The following is a 19,828-nucleotide window of genomic DNA, read 5'->3' as shown; positions in this document are numbered from 1 at the left end:
GCGTCTTGATCCCCGTCCTTGCTTGCTCCGCGGGGCTGATCTGAGCCTTGTTGTCGCTATTGGCACCGTTGGTTGCCGTGATGCCGGACCTGTCGGTCCCGTTTGGCGTGCCCGTCTGTGTCGACCCGGACGCGGTGTTGCCCGCGCCGGAGCTGCTCGGCGCGGCCGGTGTGCTGGCGGTATTTCCGTTCGGCGTGGGGGGTTGAACGTTCGGGTTGGTTGGAGAGTTGTTGGTGTGAGCGCCGGTGGAAGTTCCGTTTGTGCCCATGCCGGATGGCGCCGAGGGGCCTCCGTTGGCGGCCCCAGACGTGCCAGTACCTGCGCCTGAGCTCGCGGATGATCCGGAGGCGCCGCCGCTCGCGGCCGCGCCACCCGCGCCACCCGCGCCTCCGCCACCACCACCTCCGCCGCCGCCTTGTGCGAAGACGGGAGCGGCAACAGCGAAGGACAGCGCGGCTGTAAGAAGAAGCGATTTTCGGTTCATGACCTTCTCCGGTGTAAAGAAGGTCAACGACGCCGAAATGACGATGGTTCCTTTCAGTCCACTCGCTTCAAGAGATCGAAGGTGAAGCACGGCAAACGGATGTTGCGGTGCGTGCTTTCCGATCCAGACTTCTTGCGGCGAGCGAACCGGGTTATGATCTTGCAGCTGCTTCAGGGATGCCGAACCGGCCGCCTGCCTGGCTTCACAGCAGCCTCATCTCCCACATCCACCCCGGCATTCCGCAGCAACACTGTCGCCGCTTCCTTCGCGGCACGCGCCATTGCGGGGTCGTCGCGGACGAGGTCCTGCGCGATGGAGCCGTCGACCAGCAGCACGAGCTGCGTTGCGAGTGCTTCCGCGTTCGCAACGCCGAGCTCGTTGAGGCGGTCGCGAAACCAGACGCGACGGCTTTCCTTGAAGGCGATGGCGATCTTCTTCACGGCGCGGTCCGCCGGGCCAAGCTCGGCGACCGCATTCACGAACGGACAGCCGCGAAAATCTTTTGCGGCGAAGCGGCGCTCCAGCGAATCGAAGGTGGCGAGGATTTGCTCGGCCGGGGGCTTGTCGGAGGGGCGCGGCTGCACGAAGCGGCGCTCCAGATAGGCCGCGATCAACGCGTCCTTGGAGGGGAAGTGGTTGTAGAGCGTGCGCTTGGAGATGCCGATCTCGGCCGCGATGGTGTCGACCCCGATGGCGCGAATGCCCTGCAGATAGAACAGCTTGTCGGCGGTCGCGAGGATCCGCTCTTTCATCGTCTGTGGGGCCGGCGGGGGAGCCATGCGGCGGTGAATGTCCTGTTGGCTTGACAGTGCACGCTATCCATAGCCTAAGTACACAGGTCTGTGTAACCAAAATCAACCGATATTGCAGACGACGGCGCTCGCGCCGCGCCGGTGAGGGAGACGAAAATGCCCCTGTTGCAGGTCCTGCGCCCGACATTGCCCATCCTGATCGGCGCCTCGATCATGCTGACGCTGAGCATGGGGCTGCGGCAGAGCCTCGGCATCTTCATGCAGCCGCTGACCCACGACATCCATCTGTCGATCTCCGACTTCACGCTGGCGCTGGCCGTGCAAAACCTCGCCTGGGGCTTTCTCCAGCCGCTCGCCGGCGCGATGACCACGCGCTACGGCTTCCGTCCGATCATGATTGTAGGCTCATTCATGTACATCGCGGGCCTGGTGCTGATGGCAACCGCGAACGGTCTCGTCGCCATCATGATCGGCGCCGGCGTGCTGATCGGCACTTCGCTCGCCTGCACCGCGGCGGCAATCGCGATGTCGGTGGCGGCGCGCGCGGTACCCGCGACGGTGCGTTCCACCGTGCTTGGCATCGTCTCCGGCGCGGGCTCGCTCGGCGCGTTGCTGTCGGCGCCGCTCGGGCAGATGCTCAACGAGGGCTTTGGCTGGCGCGTCGGGCTCGCCGGCTTCGTCGTGATGTCAGTGCTGATGATCCCGGCGGCCTGGTATGCCGGGCGCGTTGACGCGGTCCCGCTGCCGAAGCCCGCGACTGACGAGATCGTCGATGCCACGGCCATGATCGCGGCGAAGACCGCCTTCGGCAATGCGTCGTTCGTGGTGATGACCTGCGCCTATCTCGTCTGCGGCATGCAGCTCGTGTTCCTCACCACGCACCTGCCGTCCTATCTCGCGATCTGCGGCCTCGATCCGATGCTGAGCGCGCAGACGCTCGGCATGATCGGCGGCTTCAACGTGCTCGGCTCGCTGTTCTTCGGCTGGGCTGGCCAGCGCTGGAACAAGCTCGCGCTTCTCGGCGGCATCTACGTCCTGCGCTCGCTGGCGCTGGCCTGGTATTTCATGCTGCCGGCAACGCCTGCCTCGACGCTGCTGTTCGGCGCGATCATGGGCTTCTTGTGGATGGGCGTGGGACCGCTGGTCGCGGGCGCGGTGGCCGAGATGTTCGGCCTGCGCTGGCAGGCGATGATCCAAGGCCTCGCCTTCATGAGCCACCAGATCGGCAGCTTCCTCGGCGCGTATGGGGGAGGGGTACTCTACGACGCGCTCGGCTCGTACACGATGGCTTGGCGCATCGGCGTCGCACTGGGGCTTGCCGGCGGCATCATCCAGGTCGCCTTCGCGCTGATCCGGCCGTCGCAGCCGCCGGCGCCGGTGTTACGGACGGCGTAGGCTGGGCGTGTCCTCATGGGCGTCCGCTTTGAAGTTTACAGCGGACGCCGCGCTGGTTGGTCGTGATCGGCCGCTTGTGACCCGTTGCTGACGGTCCGTCGCAGAGCGGGCGCGGCGGAAGGATATGGAGCGTGACAGACGTCACAGAGACGCGGCTTGTTTTTCCCCGAACTCCACTTAGGCTGACCACTTATATTCGGGGCGGCGATGAAGGCTTTTGGCTGGTTTTCATTTCTTCTTTTCATCTGGCTCGCTTGCGGCTCAGCACATGCCGAGCGACGGGTCGCGCTGGTGATCGGGAACTCTACCTACAAGAGTGTACCAAGGCTCGCCAACCCCGTGAACGATGCCGCCCTGGTCGGGGGCATGTTCAGTAAGGCCGGGTTCGACGTTGTTGATATCAAGCTCGACCTAACCGTAGTGGACATGCGGAAGGCGCTTCGCGAGTTTGGCGCTAAGGCGCGCGATTCCGATGTCGCCGTCATTTACTACGCCGGCCACGGTATCGAGCTAGATGGTAATAATTATCTGATCCCCACTGACGCCGCGCTAGAGACCGACACCGACGTTTTAGATGAGACCTTTCCGCTGGACCGGGTGCTCTTCGCCATAGAGCCGGCTAGGCAGCTCCGTCTCGTCATCCTCGATGCCTGCCGCGATAACCCATTTGCCAAGACCATGAAGCGCACGGTGGCGGCGCGTGCGATTGGTCGCGGCCTTGCCAAGGTTGAGCCGGCTAGTCCGAACACGATGATCGCCTTTGCCGCAAAAGCGGGCTCCACCGCCTCAGATGGCGACTGGAAAAACAGCCCGTTCGCGACCGCGCTGGTCGAGCGTCTGCCGATCCCCGGGCTGGACCTGCGCAAAGCTCTTGGCTTTGTTCGCGACGATGTCCTCAAAAATACCGGCTACAAGCAGGAGCCCTACGTTTACGGCTCGCTCGGTGGAAATGACGTGCCGTTGGTGCCGGCAAAGCCAGTCGTCACGGCTCCGCAGGCGAGCACACTGGATGCCGTTCGCAGGGACTATGAACTCGCGCTCCAGGCCGGCGACCGCGACGGATGGGAAGCGTTTCTAAGAGCATTTCCGGACGGTTACTACGCAGATTTGGCGAAGGTACAGCTCAAGAAGATTGCTGCCGAGGAAACCCGCGCTGCCGCAGCAGAGAAGGCTCGCCTAGCCGAAGAGGAAAAGACGCGGCTCGCCGCGTCTCGCGCCAAGAAGGCGGAGCAGGAGAAGGCCGCAGCCGCAGCCAAAGCCGCCGAGGATGCCCGTCTTGTCGCCGAGAGAGCCAAGCAGATCGAGGAGGCGAGAGCCGCCGCCGCCGAACAGCGAAGGAAGGACGCCGAGGCAGCCGCCACGGCACTCGCCGCCAAGCAGAGCGCCGATAAGGCACTCGCTGATAAGATCGCCGAAGACAAATCGGCAGCCGAACTCGCAGCTAGGCTGCCAACGGAGAAGGGGCAGGAAAGCGCCAACCAGAAGGTCGCTGCCATCGCGCCAACCTCTGCAGAGCCAAGCCACCCCCCCCAGGAAACAGCGAAGCTGATCCAGTCCGAGCTACGTCGGGTCGGATGTCTATCCGCTGCTGCGGACGGCGACTGGAATGCGTCGTCCCAGCGGTCGCTGTTGACCTTCAACAAGTACGCTGGAACAAAGTTTGAAGCCAAGCTCGCGACCTTCGACGTCCTGGACGCTATCAAAGCCAAGCCCGGTCGGGTCTGTCCGCTGGTCTGCGAGCACGGCTTCAAGCCGGATGGCGAAGTCTGCGTAAAGATCAACTGCCGTACCGATTATCGCGTCAATGCCGAGAATGAATGCGAGAAGACGGATAGCAGGAAGCCCGTTGCGACGCGCGACCAGTCGACGACACGAGAAGACGCCCGGCAGCAGAGTGGGAAGTCGACCAAACCCGTAGCGCAAAGGAGCGGACAAATGGTCTGCAACGGTGCTGGCTGCAGGCCGGTTCGCCCAGGTTGTCATCTTGAGGTCTATCAACAAGGCAAGCACGGGCCCGGGAGCTGGGGCATGAACCAAGAGGTCTGCAACTGATTCTCCGCGCATTCCAGCGCGCGGTAAATGGTAATGCTTTCCAGGCAAGGCAATTCAGTTCGGCACGACGTTGAAGTAGTCCCCGCGCGGCACGTCGGCAGATCATCCGCCGCGCGGCCAGCTATACGATTTCCTTTTTGGCACGTCTGGTAGGGACATTGCAAAAGACGTCGCATGTCACATCGCTGTCCGCGGTTCATGCTCTAATGAGAATTGCCATCACGTTGCTGCTTGCAATCGTCCCTTGGTCGGCTTCGCCACAACGGGGCGAAGGCGCAGTCCACGAGCCAACGCCGGGCGTCTGGTTGCCAGCCGCCTTTCCGGTAGTTTTCCGAAATACAAAAGCGTTTGCATAAAGGCGGATCTGACGGCGGGCTCGACCTTCGCGCAGATGACCCAGCAGACCAGGACAAGCAGGCCCAGCGCGATCCAGACGGCCGAGGTGGCATCCCAGCCGGCATCGACCAGGGCACGAATGATCGCGGTGCCGATGACGTTATGCGTGAGATAGAGCGGATAGGTGATCAGTCCGAGCGTTCTCAAATAGGCTGGTGTTTCAGGAGAAGCTTTGCCCGCAGAGCGCCTGCTCCGCTTCGCGGCGATGGCAATGAGGAGCACTGCAGCAGCCCAGACCATGATCGGCACGAGAGCCGATTGATCCGAGATGGCGGGGATGGACGTCAAGAAGAACGAGGCGAAGAAGTAGATTTCCGCCGCGCCTGATAGACACGTGATGGCAATTGCGACCTGTTCGAGCGCCGTCAATTGTCTGTTCGCGGAGATGAACAGCCAGATCCCCAGCGCAAAGAAGCAGCCATGCGTCAGCAGGAATGCCGCGCACGGCACCCGGAACATCAGAATGACGAGATAAGGCAAGTCGGATGGCGTCGTGCATGACAGCACGAGTAGCGCGACGGCATTGAAGATTGCGCTGTAGATGGTGAGACCCCAGGCGAGGTGCCGCAGGGTGACCTTCTTGGTGAGCATCGCGCAGAACACGAGACCATAAAATGCCGTCTCGGCTGCCAGGGTCCAGTAGACCTCGTCAAGCCACTGACCTGTGACTCCCTTGGGGACCATCAGCATGGCGTGGACGTAGGGCAGAATGAGTTCGGATGCCGGTCCGCTCCCGAAGAGGAGCAGAATGAGGAAGGTCGCGGTGGCGCAAACCCAGACCGCCGGATAAATCCTGAGGGCGCGACCAAGAAGAAATCCGCCCGGCGACGACGTGCTCGCGGAATTCGCGATGACGAAACCGGAAATGACGAAGAAGATTTCGACGCCGACCCAGCCGAACCACGTGTAGGGCGCGGCGGACGGGTAGAGAACATCGGCGGCGACAGTGCGCTCGAAACCGGGGACGCCGATCGAGGTCCAGGCCCAGGACCAGAACATCTGGTGAAACATGGCGACGCCGAGGGCGGCGGCGAAGCGCAGCGGATCCAGCAACGGCAAATGGCTCTTCACGGGAATGGACCAGGTTCATGCAACGATCCCGCTGGAGATATCGGAGGTGGTGAAGGCGCTCTGCGAGGTGCGTCACACTTGGTCCGTCGTGGTCGAAATGCGCAGGATCTTTGGGTTAGTCACGTAACCCTGCTCTCATGCCCGGACGCAACGCCACGCGCTGCGTCCGGGTCTGGACACGAGTGAGCTGAAGCTCGATCGCAACAGAAGGACTGCGGAGAGGATGGACTAACGCGTGCGTGCTGATCGCTTGAGATCGGCGACCTTAAACCTGTTGCCGGCGGCCAGGCTGCTGCACAACCAGTGGGCCTTGTTTCGGTTGTCGCCCAGGAACGTCCTGGTGTCGACGCAATCCAGGTAGGATTTGTGGGTGATGGTGTCGCGGCAGGTTGGCGAGAAAGGACCGTAGTCTATGTTGCCGCCTGACTCGCTGCATCCAACCCACGGATCCTTGCCGCTTGGGAAGCTTGACGCACAGCCACCGTTGCAGCTGCTGGCGACTTTCTCCAGGCCGGCAATCCTCCCCATCACAGAACCCGGCGCATACGAAGGCGTGCGGGCGGTTGGGGTTCGAGCTGTTGATACAGTCCGACGCGGCGCAATTGTGTTTGCTCCCCGCTCCGACACGTGCGGCCTTGCCACCCGTTTCGGCGCGTCGACCGTGACGGGGGGAATCGTGGCGGCGGAGCCGGTTGGGATTTGCGACGCTGCCGGCGCGCACAGCAAGATTGTTGACAAGGCAGCGATGGTTGAAGGCACGACAAGGCTTGATGAGAATCTCATGACCATGTCCTTCCAAAGCCGGACGGACATTCCCGCCCGGCAAGTGCACGCTAACATACATTCGGAAGCGAGCAACCGAGGGTTGAACAAAATCTGGCGATGACTCGCTGTGCCGAGCTCAGCCCTCGTGCCCCGGACGCAGCGCAGCGTCACGTCCACGGGGCGCTGCTGCGCATCCGGGACACGCGAGAGGGGCCAAAATAAAACGGGGCCCGAAGGGGCCCCGCGAAAGTCTTCTACGTTCCGCGATCTTACTTGATCTTGGCTTCGCGGAATTCGACGTGCTTGCGCGCGACGGGGTCGTACTTCTTCTTGACCAGCTTGTCGGTCATGGTGCGCGAATTCTTCTTGGCGACGTAGTAGAAGCCGGTGTCGGCCGAGGACACGAGCTTGACCTTGATGGTGACCGCTTTGGCCATGTTCAGAACCTCAGGAATGAAGGGAATCTGGAGCCGGCCAAATGGCCCGCGTTGGCCGGCAACCTAGCCAGAAACGGCCTGATGTCAAGATTTTAGGGGTCGAAAACCGCCCAAATCGGCCCGATTACGCCTCGAAGAACCAGTTTTTGGGCCGCGGCAGGCCCAGATTCTCTCTCAAAGTGGGCCCTTCATACTCTTTGCGGAAAATCCCGCGGCGCTGCAGCTCCGGCACCACCTTGTCGACGAAATCGTCTAGGCCGGCGGGCAAGAACGGGAACATGATGTTGAAGCCGTCGGAGCCGCGCCCGACCAGCCATTCCTCCATCTGATCGGCAATGGTTTTGGCCGTGCCGACGAAGGATAGCCCGCCATAGCCGCCAACGCGTTGAGCGAGCTGGCGCACCGTGAGCTTGTCGCGGGCGGCGAGGTCGACCATGCGCTGGCGACCGCTCTTGCTGGCATTGGTCTCGGGGATTTCGGGAAGCGGTCCATCCGGATCGAAACCGGAGGCATCCGTGCCGAGCACGACCGAGAGCGAGGCGATGGCGCTGTCGTAATGCACGCGGCTGTCGAGCAGCGCGCGCTTCTCCCTGGCCTCGTCGACGCTGTCGCCGACCACGACAAAGGCGCCGGGGAGGATCTTGAGGTGTTCGGGATCGCGGCCGACCTTCTCCATGCGGCCCTTGATGTCGGCATAGAGTTTCTGGCTGTCGGCAAGGCTGCCACCGCCGGTGAAGACGGCCTCCGCGGTCTCTGCCGCAAGCTGCCTGCCGTCGTCGGAGGCGCCGGCCTGTACGATCACCGGCCAACCCTGAACCGGGCGGGCGATGTTGAGGGGACCGCGCACCTTCAGATATTTGCCCTGATGGTCGAGCACATGCATCTTGGCGGGATCGACGAACACGCCGCTTTCGACATCGCGCACGAAGGCGTCATCGGCAAAGGAATCCCACAGGCCCGTGACGACGTCGTAGAACTCGCGGGCGCGCTTGTAGCGCTCGGCGTGCTCCATGTGGTCGTCGAGGCCGAAATTCAGCGCTGCATCCGGGTTCGAGGTCGTGACGATGTTCCAGCCCGCACGGCCGCCGCTGAGATGGTCGAGCGAGGCGAAGCGCCGCGCGACGTGATAGGGCTCGTCGAACGTGGTCGAGCCCGTCGCGATCAGGCCGATCCGCTCGGTGACGGCCGAGAGCGCCGACAACAGCGTGAACGGCTCGAACGAGGTGACCGTGTGGCTGCGCTTGAGCGCATTGACCGGCATGTTCAGCACGGCGAGGTGATCGGCCATGAAGAAGGCGTCGAACTTGCCGGCCTCGAGCTTCTGGATCAGCGTCTTGATGTGGCTGAAGTTGAAATTGGCGTCGGGCCAGGCCCCGGGATAGCGCCAGGCGCCGGTGTGGATGCTGATCGGGCGCATGAACGCGCCAAGCTTGAGTTGCCGTTGTGCCATCGCCCGGTATCCGTTTTTGGTGTCGTTCCGGAAGACATAGGCACGCCGCGGAACTCCGCCATCGGGGGAGGCGGGAAGATTATTTTGTTTTTCGATGTCAGCTCAGCACATTCGCGTCATCCCGGGCCACGCCCGGAACGACGGAGGAGTCCCATCGAACCGATCCACGGCTCACTCCGACCAAGCCATGACTTTCGCTCCCGAGGAGACTTTCGATGGCAGGTGCAATGACCGTGGACGGGCGCATCGTCCGCATCGACCGGCCCATGCCCTGGGTCGGGCGGCTGCTGTCATTGCCGCTGCTGGCGGCGAGCTTCTATCTGCTGTGGAATGTCGCGCTCGGCCTGCGGCAGGATTTCTCCGGTTTTGGCCGGCTCGCCGATGATCTCATGCCGGTGCTGGTGTTCACGGGACTCGGGTTGCTCGTCGGCATCCCCGGAATCATCCTGCTCACCTTCCGCACCTTCGTCGTTCTGAACGAGACGCTGCGCCAGATCGTCATCACCAGGCAGTTCGGCCCGCTGAATTTTCGCAACCATCGCGATCTCGCCGATTATCATTTCATCAGCATTACCGACGAGGACGATCCGGCGCTGACGACATACGATGTCAATCTCTGCGGCAACAAAGGGACCGAGCCGATCACGCTGATGAGCTTCACCAAGCGCGAGGAAGCCAGTCGGTTCGCCAGCGAGCTCGGGCGAGTGCTGAACGTTCCCGCGCGCGACTATGTCGGCACCGAGCCTGATGCGGACGATGCGGACGTCACAAACTGATCAGCTCAAAATGTCCTTCTGCATCTTGCCGCCGTAGAAATGGAAGAACGGCACCGGTGCATCATGGCGGAGCGGGCCGGTGGCGAGGCGCGCGTCGAGCTCGTTGAGCACGTTGCGCGTCATCGGATGGAGATCGGCGAGCGGCTTCGAGCCGAGCTCGACCCAGACCAGCTCGACAAGCTCGGCATCGGCATGGATCACGCCGTCGACGCGATGGGTGATCGCGGAGGCGTCCGCCGTGAAGAAGCGCGTGTCGAACCGCTTGACGCGGCCGGGCGGGGTAATCGCGCGCGCGATCAGGAACAGGCTTGAGGGGTCGGGCAACAGGCCCGCATCGGCGAACGGTTTCCAGGCGCCTTCGAGTTTGGCCTTGCCTTCGGCCTTGCGCCCGAGGCAGAGACCCGTTTCCTCGCAGGCCTCGCGGATCGCGGCAATCGCCAGCGACTTCGCGCGAGAGGCCGGCGTCTTCGGACTGCCTTTGGCGAGATTGGCTTCCAGCTCGGCGGTTACAGGCGCCGCGCACGGCACGCGATAATCGTCCTTGTCGACGCGGCCGCCGGGGAAGACGAACTTTCCGGGCATGAACACCACGTTGTCGTGGCGCTTGCCGACCAAGACTTTTGGAATGGCGCCGCTGCGATCGACCAGGATCAATGTCGCCGCATCCCGCGGGCGGAAATAGGGATGATGGTCGGCTTCCTTGCCCTCGTGGATCTTGGCCTTGTCGGCTGCCTGCGACGTATCCGTCATGTCCTCACCCAAACTGCTTCTTGTTTATTTTGCCTACACCGGCGGAATACCATCCGTCGGGTTCTCGTCAAACCCGTGCATGCGCAGAGCCCATTGCAATCCGACCACGGCTCCCTTCACCGGCTGCAGCAGTGCCAGCGAGGCGACGAAGGTAAAGGGCAGATAGGCCGCGAAGCTGATCCAGACCGGCGTGGTGTAATTGGTCTCGATCCAGAGGACGGTGGGCACCACGATATGGCCGACGATGACGATGACGAGATAGGCGGGCAGATCGTCGGCCCGATGCGGGGTGAAATCGAGGCCGCAGACCGAGCAATTGTCCGCGGTCTTCAGGAAGGCGCGGAACAGTCTTCCGTCGCCGCAGCGGGGGCAGCGGCCGCGAAAGCCGCGCTTCATCGCAGCAAAGACGTCGCGCTTCTCGACGAGGGCGGTCTCGCGGGTCCAGATCTTCGGGGTTGTGCTCACCATGCCTTACCCTTCTGACCCTTGCCTTTGCTTTTTCCCTTCGCCTTTTTGCCCTTGCCGGGCTTCGGCTTGTCCGGCTTGCGCTTCTTGTCGGGACTGCGCCCGGGATGCGCCTTGAACGAGGGGCGGCGTTGCGGACCGGATCCCCTGCGGTTCCGCGGCGCGGACTCACCGGACGATGACAGCAGCTCGAATCGTAGCGCGCCCGCGATCGGAGCTGCCTCGATCAGGCGGACGTCGACGACATCACCGAGCTGATGCATGGTGCCGCTGCGCGTGCCGACCAGGGCGTGCCGGCCCTCGTCATAGTTGAAATATTCCGTGCCGAGGGATCGGATCGGGATCAGGCCGTCGGCGCCGGTCTCAGCGAGCTTGACGAACAGGCCGGCGCGCGTGACGCCGGAGACGCGGCCCTGGAAGCTCGAACCGATGCGGTCGGCGAGGTGATGGGCGATCAGGCGGTCGACGGTCTCGCGCTCCGCCTTCATCGCGCGCCGCTCGGTGACCGAGATGTGGGCTGCGACCTCGCTCAAGGTTTCCGGCGTCTCGGTGTCGGGCAGCGCGCCTTCGCCAAGCCCGAGCGCGCGAACCAGCGCGCGGTGCACGACGAGGTCGGCATAGCGGCGGATCGGCGAGGTGAAATGCGCGTAGCGGCGCAGGTTCAGGCCGAAATGACCGTAATTCTCCGAGGAATATTCAGCCTGCGCCTGGGCGCGCAGCACGACCTCGCTCACCAGCGGAAAGTGGTCGTGGCCTTCGAGCTGCGCCAGCACGCGGTTGAACAGAGCGGGGCGCAGCGCGCCGCCTTTCGCGAACGGAACGTCCAGCGTCGCCAGGAATTCCGCGAGCGCGTGGACCTTTTCCAGGGTCGGCTCGTCATGCACGCGGTAGATCAGCGGCAGCGACTTCTTCTCGAGCATCTCGGCTGCCGCGACATTGGCGAGGATCATGAACTCCTCGATCAGCTTGTGCGCGTCGAGCCTGTCGGGCACGACGACGCGGTCGACCGTGCCGTCGGGCTTGAGCAGGATCTTTCGCTCGGGCAGATCGAGATTGAGCGGATCGCGCTCGTCTCGCGCGCGCTTGACGCAGGCATAGGCCGCATAGAGCGGCCGCAGGATCGGATCGAGCAGGGGGCCGGTGGTGTCGTCCGGCCTTCCGTCGATCGCGGCCTGCGCCTGGGCGTAGTTCAGCTTGGCTGCGGAGCGCATCAGGATGCGATGGAAGCTGTGCGAGCGTTTGCGCCCGTCCGGGGCGATGATCATCCGCACCGCGAGCGCGCCGCGCGGCTCGCCCGGCACCAGCGAGCACAGATCGTTGGAGATGCGCTCGGGCAGCATCGGCACGACGCGGTCGGGGAAATAGACCGAGTTGCCGCGGTCGAGCGCGTCGCGGTCGAGCGCGGTGCCCGGCCGCACGTAGAAGCTCACGTCGGCGATGGCGACATCGACGATGAAGCCGCCTCTGTTGTTGGGATCAGGATCCGGCTGCGCGTGCACCGCGTCGTCGTGATCCTTGGCATCCGGCGGATCGATGGTGACCAGCGGCACGTCGCGCCAGTCCTCGCGCCCCTTCAGATTGGCCGGCTCCGCCGCTTCGGCTTCGCGCTCTGCCGCGGGACGGAATTGCAGGGGGATGTCGTGCGCGTAGATCGCGATCAGGCTGATCGCCTTCTCCGACTTGACCGAGCCGAGCTTCTCCTTGACCCGGCCTGATGCCAGCCCAAAGCCGCGCGAGCGGATGATGTCGACGCTGACGAGATCGCCGTCCTGCGCGCCGTGTGTCTCGGTCGGCGCGATGTTCAGCTCGCGGTCGGCGGACTTCTTGTCGACGGGGATGATCCGTCCGCCGCCCTCGGGCAGGCTGCGGAAGACGCCGAGGATGCGGCTCTTGGTCTTGTCGAAGACCTTGATGATGTGGCCGCGATAGGCCGGGCCTTCGGTCTCGTCGGAGCGCTCGACCCGCAGCAGCGCGCGATCGCCAACGCCGGCCGCGGTGCCGGGTTTTGGCCGGCGCGGCATCGTGATGAGGATCTTTGGCGGTTCGCCGCTTTCGACCTCGTCCCATTCGGTGGGGGAGGCCACCAGCTCGCCGTCGGTGTCGCGGCCGGTGATGTCGGCGACCAGCGTCGGCGGCAGGCTGTCCGGCTCTGAAATCGTATGGCGCTTTTTCTTGACGAGCCCGTCGTCGGCGAGCTCGCGCAGCATGCGCTTGAGCTCGATGCGGTCGGCGTTCTTCAGGCCGAACTCGCGCGCAATTTCGCGGGTTCCGACCTTTCCGGGATTTGCCTTGATGAAGGCGACGATGGCTGCCCTGTCGGGAAAGCCACGGTCATTCTTGCGTTTCACTTAGCCTCTATTTGGTGCCGGCACTTTTCTTGGCCGGAGCTTTGGCGCCAGCTGCCTTGGTCGGCGACGTCTTGATGGCCGAAGTCTTGGCCGTCGACGACACGGCGGCGCGCGCCTTGCTGGTGGATTCGGATTTGGGTTTGGCCGCCTTCTTCGCGGCCGGCTTTTTGGTTTTTGGCGCGGCGTCATCGCCGTCGGCGGCCTTGGCCGCAGCCTTCTTGGCCTTGGCGGGCTTCGCCGCCTTCTTCGGCTTCTTGCCGCCGCCCTTGGCCGCGCGCTCGTCGATCAGCGCGATCGCCTGCGGCAGCGTGATGGCGTCTTTCTCGATGTCACTCGGGATCGTCGCGTTGACGCCGCCGGCGGTGACATAGGCGCCGTAGCGGCCGCCCTTCACCGTGACGGTGCCGAGGGTGGGATGGTCGCCGATTGCCTTGCCGGGATCGGCGCCGAAGCGGCGGCTCGGGCCCTTGGCGATTTTCTCCGCGATCAGCGTCACGGCCCGGTTGATGCCGATGTCGAACACTTCGTCGCCGGCCTCGAGGCTGGCATAGGTCTTCTCGTGCTTCACGAACGGCCCGAAGCGGCCGAGACCTGCGGTGATCGGTTCACCGGTTTCCGGGTGCTTGCCGATCTCGCGCGGCAGTGACAGCAGCTTGAGCGCAAGCTCGAGCTCGACATCTCCCGGAGAAGTCCCCTTCGGAATGCCCGCGCGCTTCGGCTTCTCGCCCTCCGCATAATCCTTCTGCTCGCCGAGCTGGATGTAGGGGCCGAACCGGCCGGCCTTGACCCAGACATCGCGACCCGTATCAGGGTCCTGGCCGAGCGAACGATCGGCCGTGGCCTCGCCGTCGGCGGCAAGCTGACGGGTGTAGCGGCATTCCGGATAGTTCGAGCAGCCGACGAAGGCGCCGAACTTGCCGGCCTTCAGATTGAGCCGGCCGTTGCCGCAGCTCGGGCATTGCCGGATGTCGCCGCCATCGGTGCGGGGCGGATAGATGTGCTGGCCCAGCATGTCGTCGAGCACGTCGAGCACCTGGGCTACGCGCAGATCCTTGATCTCGTCCACCGCGCCGATGAAGCCGGTCCAGAAATCCTTCAGCACCTGCTGCCAGGAGATCTCGTTGTTGGAGATGCGGTCGAGTTGCTCTTCCAGATTGGCGGTGAAATCGTATTCGACGTATCGGGCAAAGAAGCTTTCGAGGAACGCGACCACGACCCGGCCCTTGTCCTCGCCGTGCAGGCGCTTCTTTTCGAGCTTGACGTAGCCGCGGTCTTTGAGGACCTGGAGGATCGAGGCATAGGTCGAGGGCCGGCCGATGCCAAGCTCTTCCATGCGCTTGACCAGCGAGGCTTCGGAGAAGCGCGGCGGCGGCTCGGTGAAATGCTGGGTGACGGCGAGCGACTGCCGCTTCAGCGCGTCATTCGGGCTCATCGCGGGCAGGCGGCGGGAGTCCTCGTCCTCCTCGTCGTCGCGGCCTTCCTGATAAAGTGCGAGGAAGCCGTCGAACTTGACGACCTGGCCGGTGGCGCGCAGGTCCAGCGTGCGGCCGCCAACCTTCGCCGTGATGTCGACCGTGGTGCGTTCCAGTTCGGCCGATTCCATCTGGCTCGCGATGGTGCGCTTCCAGATCAGCTCATAGAGCCTCGCCTGATCGGACTCGAGCTTGCGGCTCATGCTATCGGGGCGGCGCGACATGTCGGTCGGCCGGATCGCTTCGTGGGCTTCCTGGGCGTTCTTGGCCTTGGCCTGGTACTGGCGCGGCGCGTCCGGAACGTAAGCGTTGCCGTAATCCTCGCCGATCACCTTGCGGGCCTGGGTGATCGCGGACGGGTCGATCTGCACGCCGTCGGTACGCATATAAGTAATGAGTCCGGTGGTCTCGCCGCCGATATCGATGCCTTCATAGAGCCGCTGCGCGATGCGCATGGTGTGCGCCGGCGCAAAGCCGTATTTGCGACTGGCTTCCTGCTGCAGCGTCGAGGTGGTGAAGGGGGCCTGCGGATTACGCCGGGCCGGCTTGGCATCGACCGTGGTCACCGCGTAGGCGGCTGCTTCCAGCGCCTTCTTGAAGTCTTCGGCTTCCGCGCCGGTGCCGATGTCGAGGCGCTGGATCTTCTTGCCGTCGGCGCCGACGAGACGGGCTTCGAAGGCGTCGCCGCGCGGCGTCAGCAGGGTCGCGATCAGCGACCAGTATTCGCGGGCAACGAACTTTTCGATCTCGAGCTCGCGGTCGCAGACCAGCCGCAGCGCTACCGACTGCACGCGGCCCGCCGAGCGGGCACCCGGCAGCTTGCGCCACAGCACGGGGGAAAGGGTGAAGCCGACCAGATAGTCCAGCGCGCGGCGCGCCATATAGGCGTCGACCAGCGCACCGTCGATCTGGCGCGGATGCTTCATGGCGTCCGTGACCGCCTGCTTGGTGATGGCGTTGAACACCACGCGCTCGATCTTGTGGTCCTTGATCGCGCGCTTCTCTTTCAAGACCTCCAGCACGTGCCAGGAGATGGCCTCGCCCTCGCGATCAGGGTCGGTGGCGAGAATCAGGCGGTCAGCGTTCTTGAGGGACTTGGCAATGTCGTTGAGCCGGCCGGCCGCCTTGGGGTCGATCTCCCAGATCATCTTGAAATTGGCGTCGGGATCGACGGAGCCGTTCTTCGCCGGCAAGTCGCGGACATGGCCAAACGAGGCCAGAACCTCGTAGGACGAGCCCAAATACTTGTTGATCGTCTTGGCTTTCGCCGGCGACTCCACAATGACGATATTCATGTAGTTCCAGTAACTTATGGGGAAATTTGGGGCCGAATTCGATGAGATTCGGGTCGGCCCTTTCGTCCCGAACATGGGTGGTGAGGCCGTCGCTGTCAAATCGAGGGGTGTTGAAAGCCATCCCGATGGGAAAAGTTTCATATCGAGAAAGTTGCAAAATACCACCTTTGAGTTGCGGCCGATGTCGGCGTAATGTTTCCGCGGGGCATGGATTCGGGTGGGGGCTGGTGACTAAGCCAGGAAAGAAACGGGCGGGCGCCGCATCGCGCGCGGCGGGAGGCTCGCGTCACGAGGAACCGGGGGAGGGCGGCGTCGAGGAGGCGGTCGCCTTCATCGCCGAGCAGGTCGGGGCGCTGCGCAAGCTTGCCGAGCGGCACAAGCTCGACGTGCTGCATTATCTCCTGGGAATGACCAAGCTGGAGGCCGACGAGCATCTGCGGCTGCGGAGCAAGCGCAAGCTGTCGTGAGGGCACCCGGCGAGTATCAGACCCGTCATCCTGAGGCGCGAGTGGCGCGATGCAAAGCATCGCGCCGGGAGCCTCGAAGGATGAGCGGCCGGGATGCAGCCGGGCTGTCGTCCTTCGAGGCTCGCCCTGCTTTGCAGGACGAGCACCTCAGGATGACGGCGAGAGATTGGAGCACGCTGCACCAAAGTCGTCATTGCGAGCGCAGCGAAGCAATCCAGAATCGCACCGCGGACTCTGGATTGCTTCGCTTCGCTCGCAATGACGGGTGAGGTTAGCCGTTGCGGCTTGCCATTCTGGCCAATCGCTGACCGAGATATTCGGCCGTGCCGAGGTCGCTCTGAGGCAACGAGCCGTCAATCAAGTGTGTTGCCAAGCCAAGCTGGCTGCCTAAACGATTCCGACCGCTCGGGTCCTCGCCACCCGGAATATCCAGTCCGCACCAGAGCATGCCGTGTTGCGCGGCCAGAATGGAAAAGTAGGACAGCGTGTGGAGTTGGTCGCCGCCAGCGCAGGCGCCCGTCGTGAATCCTGCTGCGATCTTGTTGGCCCATTGTTGCTGGCTCCATCGATCGCTTGAAGCGTCGGCAAACGCTTTGAATTGAGCGGCCGGTCCGCCCATGTAGGTGGGGCTGCCAAACGCAACGGCGCTAGCGCCGTCAATCGTCTCCAGCAAGCTCTCATTCTTAAACCGGCCTGATACGATATCGCCGCCGGTGATGCGACAGAGCGTGACATCCGCCATGCCATCCGCACCGCGCGCGACCGCGTGCGCCAGCTTCTCGGTGGTGCCTGAGATGGAAAAATAGACGATGGCGAGGAGGGGCATCGTGGTGCCACTTGCTGTGTCTCGCCATCTTTGACGCCGTCGATGTTTTGTACAAGTCCCCACGCAGTCATTGCGAGCGCGGCGAAGCAATCCAGAGTCTTTCCACGGTGGCAGTCTGGATTGCTTCGCTGCGCTCGCAATGACGGGGTGGTGGCAGTTCGACGTTACTAGGCCGACCGCCGTCGCGGCGCTGGCCGCGGCTTCAGCATGGTATCGGCTTGCGTCAGCAGCCGCCCGTCTTCGGCGCGTAGCTCGAGCTTCTTCACCGGGCGGCCTTTCTCGCGATCGACCAGGATGGTCGAGATCTCCGACGGCCGATCGTCGAATTCCTCGCTCCATTGCCGCAGGGCTACCAGGATCGGGAAAGTGCCGCGGCCCTTTTCCGTCAACACATATTCCTGGTAGGCGCTGCCGTCGGAGGCGGGGGCCGTGGTCAGGATGCCGTGGTCGACCAGCGCGCGCAGCCGGGCCGACAAGATGTTCTTGGCCATGCCGAGCTTGTTCTGAAACTCGCCGAAGCGGCGCAGGCCTAACAGCGCCTCACGGATGATCAGCAGCGACCACCAGTCGCCGATCGCCTCCAGCGAGCGTGCGATCGGGCAGGCATCCCCCTCGAAGCTCGTTCGTTTCACCATGGTCCGGTCCTTTCGCGATCGCACGGTCCAGTCGCCGTTCACGCGCTCGTGTGGTTGCATCTTAAAACCAGATAGCCTAGATGGCAATCATAGTTTTATGATGCAACCACTGGAGGCGAACGTGAGACTGAAGAACAAGACGGCCCTGATCACCGGCGGCAATAGCGGCATTGGGCTGGCAACGGCAAAGCTGTTCGTGGCCGAGGGCGCCAAGGTGGTGATCACCGGGCGCAACAAGGAGACGCTCGAGGCGGCCGCGAAGGAGCTCGGGCCGAACGCGCTCGCGCTCGCCGCGGACGCCACCGACATTGCGGCGACCGAAGCTGCGATCAAGAAGGGCGCCGAAAAGTTCGGCAAGTTCGACATCGTGTTCGCCAATGCCGGCATCGCCGGCGGCACGCCGCTGGGGTCGGCCACGCTGGAGGTCTTCGAGAAGGTCATCAGCACCAATCTGACCGGCGTGTTCTTCACCGTGCATTCCGCGCTGCCTTATCTCAACGACAACGCTTCGATCATCCTCAGCGGCTCGGTGATCTCCGTGCTCGGCATTCCCGGCTATTCGGCGTATGGCGCCGCCAAGGCCGGCGTGCGCGCGATGGCGCGGATCATGGCATCAGAACTGTCGCCGCGCGGCATTCGCGTCAACGTGGTCGCGCCAGGTGCGATCCGCACGCCGATCTGGGGACCTGCGACCGCGACGCCCGAAGCCGAGAAGGCGTTCGAGAAGCGGATCGCGCTGACGACGCCGCTGGGGCGCATTGGTGAAACAGATCACGTCGCGAAGACGGTGCTGTTCCTCGCCTCCGACGATTCCGCGCATGTGCAGGGCCAGGAAATCTTCGTCGACGGCGGCGCAGTCGCCTCGCCGAGCGGCGCGCCGATCTATCGCGGCTGATCAATTGAAGTGAAAATTGAATCGGTCGGCGCACGCAAACCGGTTGCGCCGACCGGTTCCCACCTCTCGCGAGCTGTATTTTCTGAACGTTGCGTGAGGCGTTGAACCTTCGCTTGCGCTGCCAAGACACTTTTACGGGCAGGGGGTCACGAAGACTCATTTTCAAGGGAGCCCGATATGCCAAAGGCAGCTCGTATTATTTCCCCGATTTCAGCACCGCGTATTTACACCGATAACTCCACCATTCCCGCCAAGCGTTCCGACACCTCCGAATTCATCGGGGTCGCTCTTTTCTCCGGCATCGGCCTGTTCGTTTCGCTCGTCGCCGTCATCCTCGGCATTCAGGGCGCCTGGTTTTAGCTTCGCCGACCGCGCACCGGTCGATCAGCCGCCGCAAGCGATGTTGCGGCGGCTGACGATGTGCGCGTTGCGTCAGGCCGCGCGGAGGCTGGTTGCCGCCTCAAGCGCGCTTGCGAGCGACTTCTCGCGATGCTCCGGCCCGACCTGGATGCCATCGGCGCTGATGAATTCGGGATGATGGATGCCCATGAAGCCGAACACGCCACGCAGATAGCTTTCGAGGTGCTCCAGCGACGCGGCGGGCGTGCCCGCGCCGTAATAGCCCCCGCGCGAGATCGCGAAGATCACGCGCTTGCCGCCGGCAAGGCCCTGCGGTCCGTTCGCGCCGTAGCTGAACGTCTTCCCCGCCACCAGGACCCGGTCGATCCAGGCCTTGAGCTGGCTCGGAATGGTGAAATTGTACATCGGCGCGCCGATCACGACGATGTCGGCGGCAAGGAATTCGTCCAGCGCGGCCTTGCTAGCGGCGAGGTCGGGGCCGAGTTCCGCCGGCGCAGGCGCGCCTTGCGCGGCCGCCAGATGCGAACCGGAGAGATGGGCGAGCGGGCTCTGCGTCAGGTCGCGGTAGACGATGTCGAGCGACGGTGTCGCCTGCCTGAGACGGTCGACGATGGCGGCGGAGACCTGCCGGGAAACGGAGTGGGGGCCGAGCACGCTGGAGTCGATGTGGAGGAGTTTCATTCGGGATCACCCTGGTATATGTTTGTAACCAGAGCTACATGAGTGACTATCGAAAT

The 19,828-nt window shown here is 63.7% G+C and carries 18 protein-coding genes; 7 read left to right on the top strand and 11 right to left on the bottom strand.

Translation table 11 applies throughout. The features are described 5' to 3' along the window. Positions 1–47: 47 nt before the first annotated feature. On the top strand, positions 48–206 hold the full coding sequence (locus tag N551_RS37915; RefSeq protein WP_155809657.1) for a hypothetical protein: 159 nt from the start codon (positions 48–50) through the stop codon (positions 204–206). Positions 207–654: 448 nt separating this feature from the next. Here N551_RS37915 and N551_RS0112945 read toward each other — a convergent pair whose 3' ends face one another. Further along, positions 655–1,263, bottom strand: coding sequence for a TetR/AcrR family transcriptional regulator (locus N551_RS0112945; RefSeq protein WP_027567332.1), 609 nt, complete (start codon positions 1,261–1,263; stop codon positions 655–657). A 129-nt stretch (positions 1,264–1,392) separates the two neighbouring features. On the opposite strand from N551_RS0112945, the gene N551_RS0112940 reads away from it, so the two are divergent. Both N551_RS0112940 and N551_RS0112935 read left to right on the top strand, forming a co-directional pair. Next, positions 1,393–2,631 carry an MFS transporter gene (locus N551_RS0112940; protein WP_027567331.1) on the top strand — a complete coding sequence of 413 codons (1,239 nt, stop codon included), beginning with the start codon at positions 1,393–1,395 and terminating at the stop codon, positions 2,629–2,631. A gap of 207 nt (positions 2,632–2,838) precedes the next feature. Then, positions 2,839–4,683 (top strand): caspase family protein, encoded by a 1,845-nt coding sequence (locus tag N551_RS0112935; RefSeq protein WP_027567330.1) that lies wholly within the window; start codon positions 2,839–2,841, stop codon positions 4,681–4,683. 219 nt (positions 4,684–4,902) lie between these two features. Here N551_RS0112935 and N551_RS0112930 read toward each other — a convergent pair whose 3' ends face one another. The 3 genes from N551_RS0112930 to N551_RS0112910 all read right to left on the bottom strand — a co-directional run bounded on the left by N551_RS0112930 (position 4,903) and on the right by N551_RS0112910 (position 8,802). Next, positions 4,903–6,150, bottom strand: coding sequence for an acyltransferase (locus N551_RS0112930; RefSeq protein ID WP_027567329.1), 1,248 nt, complete (start codon positions 6,148–6,150; stop codon positions 4,903–4,905). Positions 6,151–7,184: 1,034 nt separating this feature from the next. Next, positions 7,185–7,352: a 50S ribosomal protein L33 gene (rpmG, locus tag N551_RS0112915; RefSeq protein WP_007603295.1), complete on the bottom strand. Its 168-nt coding sequence runs from the start codon at positions 7,350–7,352 to the stop codon at positions 7,185–7,187. Between the two features lie 124 nt (positions 7,353–7,476). Beyond that, positions 7,477–8,802 carry an LLM class flavin-dependent oxidoreductase gene (locus N551_RS0112910; RefSeq protein WP_027567327.1) on the bottom strand — a complete coding sequence of 442 codons (1,326 nt, stop codon included), beginning with the start codon at positions 8,800–8,802 and terminating at the stop codon, positions 7,477–7,479. A gap of 215 nt (positions 8,803–9,017) precedes the next feature. Here N551_RS0112910 and N551_RS0112905 point away from each other — a divergent pair, with 215 nt between their 5' ends. Beyond that, positions 9,018–9,578, top strand: a complete 561-nt coding sequence (locus N551_RS0112905; protein ID WP_027567326.1) for a hypothetical protein — start codon at positions 9,018–9,020, stop codon at positions 9,576–9,578. Here N551_RS0112905 and N551_RS0112900 read toward each other — a convergent pair whose 3' ends face one another. The 4 genes from N551_RS0112900 to topA are packed head-to-tail and all read right to left on the bottom strand — an operon-like array spanning position 9,579 to position 15,908. Beyond that, positions 9,579–10,328, bottom strand: a complete 750-nt coding sequence (locus tag N551_RS0112900) for an NUDIX domain-containing protein (RefSeq protein ID WP_027567325.1) — start codon at positions 10,326–10,328, stop codon at positions 9,579–9,581. A gap of 33 nt (positions 10,329–10,361) precedes the next feature. Continuing rightward, positions 10,362–10,796: a DUF983 domain-containing protein gene (locus N551_RS0112895; RefSeq protein WP_027567324.1), complete on the bottom strand. Its 435-nt coding sequence runs from the start codon at positions 10,794–10,796 to the stop codon at positions 10,362–10,364. Continuing rightward, positions 10,790–13,141, bottom strand: a complete 2,352-nt coding sequence (gene rnr / locus N551_RS0112890; RefSeq protein ID WP_027567323.1) for a ribonuclease R — start codon at positions 13,139–13,141, stop codon at positions 10,790–10,792. The genes N551_RS0112895 and rnr overlap by 7 nt, the downstream gene beginning before the upstream one ends. Before the next feature lie 7 nt (positions 13,142–13,148). Then, positions 13,149–15,908 carry a type I DNA topoisomerase gene (gene topA / locus N551_RS0112885; protein WP_027567322.1) on the bottom strand — a complete coding sequence of 920 codons (2,760 nt, stop codon included), beginning with the start codon at positions 15,906–15,908 and terminating at the stop codon, positions 13,149–13,151. A gap of 227 nt (positions 15,909–16,135) precedes the next feature. Between topA and N551_RS0112875 the strand changes: the two genes are divergently transcribed. After that, positions 16,136–16,375 (top strand): hypothetical protein, encoded by a 240-nt coding sequence (locus N551_RS0112875; protein WP_007603303.1) that lies wholly within the window; start codon positions 16,136–16,138, stop codon positions 16,373–16,375. A 271-nt stretch (positions 16,376–16,646) separates the two neighbouring features. Here the strand turns inward: N551_RS0112875 and N551_RS0112870 are convergent, their stop codons facing one another. After that, entirely contained in the window at positions 16,647–17,201 is a 555-nt protein-coding gene (locus tag N551_RS0112870; protein WP_027567321.1) for a flavodoxin family protein, read from the bottom strand. A 167-nt stretch (positions 17,202–17,368) separates the two neighbouring features. Beyond that, positions 17,369–17,836 (bottom strand): helix-turn-helix domain-containing protein, encoded by a 468-nt coding sequence (locus N551_RS0112865; RefSeq protein WP_027567320.1) that lies wholly within the window; start codon positions 17,834–17,836, stop codon positions 17,369–17,371. Positions 17,837–17,957: 121 nt separating this feature from the next. Here N551_RS0112865 and N551_RS0112860 point away from each other — a divergent pair, with 121 nt between their 5' ends. Next, positions 17,958–18,731: an SDR family oxidoreductase gene (locus tag N551_RS0112860; RefSeq protein WP_027567319.1), complete on the top strand. Its 774-nt coding sequence runs from the start codon at positions 17,958–17,960 to the stop codon at positions 18,729–18,731. Between the two features lie 177 nt (positions 18,732–18,908). Then, complete coding sequence (locus tag N551_RS0112855) at positions 18,909–19,091, top strand: hypothetical protein (protein WP_027567318.1); 183 nt, start codon at positions 18,909–18,911, stop codon at positions 19,089–19,091. Positions 19,092–19,163: 72 nt separating this feature from the next. Here the strand turns inward: N551_RS0112855 and N551_RS0112850 are convergent, their stop codons facing one another. Further along, complete coding sequence (locus N551_RS0112850) at positions 19,164–19,772, bottom strand: FMN-dependent NADH-azoreductase (RefSeq protein WP_027567317.1); 609 nt, start codon at positions 19,770–19,772, stop codon at positions 19,164–19,166. Positions 19,773–19,828: the final 56 nt, after the last annotated feature.

The organism is Bradyrhizobium sp. URHA0013, from assembly GCF_000518345.1.
Classification (GTDB): Bacteria; Pseudomonadota; Alphaproteobacteria; order Rhizobiales; family Xanthobacteraceae; genus Bradyrhizobium.
The sequence above is the reverse complement of the archived record's forward strand: the minus strand, read 5'-3'. Positions and strand labels throughout refer to the sequence as shown.

What these genes read in the sequence shown, in the direction of transcription:
- N551_RS0112850 (WP_027567317.1), bottom strand. Translation starts at nt 19,772, where the DNA reads ATGAAACTCCTCCACATCGACTCCAGCGTGCTCGGCCCCCACTCCGTT.
- N551_RS0112940 (WP_027567331.1), top strand. Translation starts at nt 1,393, where the DNA reads ATGCCCCTGTTGCAGGTCCTGCGCCCGACATTGCCCATCCTGATCGGC.
- topA (WP_027567322.1), bottom strand. Translation starts at nt 15,908, where the DNA reads ATGAATATCGTCATTGTGGAGTCGCCGGCGAAAGCCAAGACGATCAAC.
- N551_RS0112870 (WP_027567321.1), bottom strand. Translation starts at nt 17,201, where the DNA reads ATGCCCCTCCTCGCCATCGTCTATTTTTCCATCTCAGGCACCACCGAG.
- N551_RS0112855 (WP_027567318.1), top strand. Translation starts at nt 18,909, where the DNA reads ATGCCAAAGGCAGCTCGTATTATTTCCCCGATTTCAGCACCGCGTATT.
- rpmG (WP_007603295.1), bottom strand. Translation starts at nt 7,352, where the DNA reads ATGGCCAAAGCGGTCACCATCAAGGTCAAGCTCGTGTCCTCGGCCGAC.
- N551_RS0112900 (WP_027567325.1), bottom strand. Translation starts at nt 10,328, where the DNA reads ATGACGGATACGTCGCAGGCAGCCGACAAGGCCAAGATCCACGAGGGC.
- N551_RS0112905 (WP_027567326.1), top strand. Translation starts at nt 9,018, where the DNA reads ATGGCAGGTGCAATGACCGTGGACGGGCGCATCGTCCGCATCGACCGG.
- N551_RS0112945 (WP_027567332.1), bottom strand. Translation starts at nt 1,263, where the DNA reads ATGGCTCCCCCGCCGGCCCCACAGACGATGAAAGAGCGGATCCTCGCG.
- N551_RS0112895 (WP_027567324.1), bottom strand. Translation starts at nt 10,796, where the DNA reads ATGGTGAGCACAACCCCGAAGATCTGGACCCGCGAGACCGCCCTCGTC.
- N551_RS0112910 (WP_027567327.1), bottom strand. Translation starts at nt 8,802, where the DNA reads ATGGCACAACGGCAACTCAAGCTTGGCGCGTTCATGCGCCCGATCAGC.
- N551_RS0112935 (WP_027567330.1), top strand. Translation starts at nt 2,839, where the DNA reads ATGAAGGCTTTTGGCTGGTTTTCATTTCTTCTTTTCATCTGGCTCGCT.
- N551_RS0112865 (WP_027567320.1), bottom strand. Translation starts at nt 17,836, where the DNA reads ATGGTGAAACGAACGAGCTTCGAGGGGGATGCCTGCCCGATCGCACGC.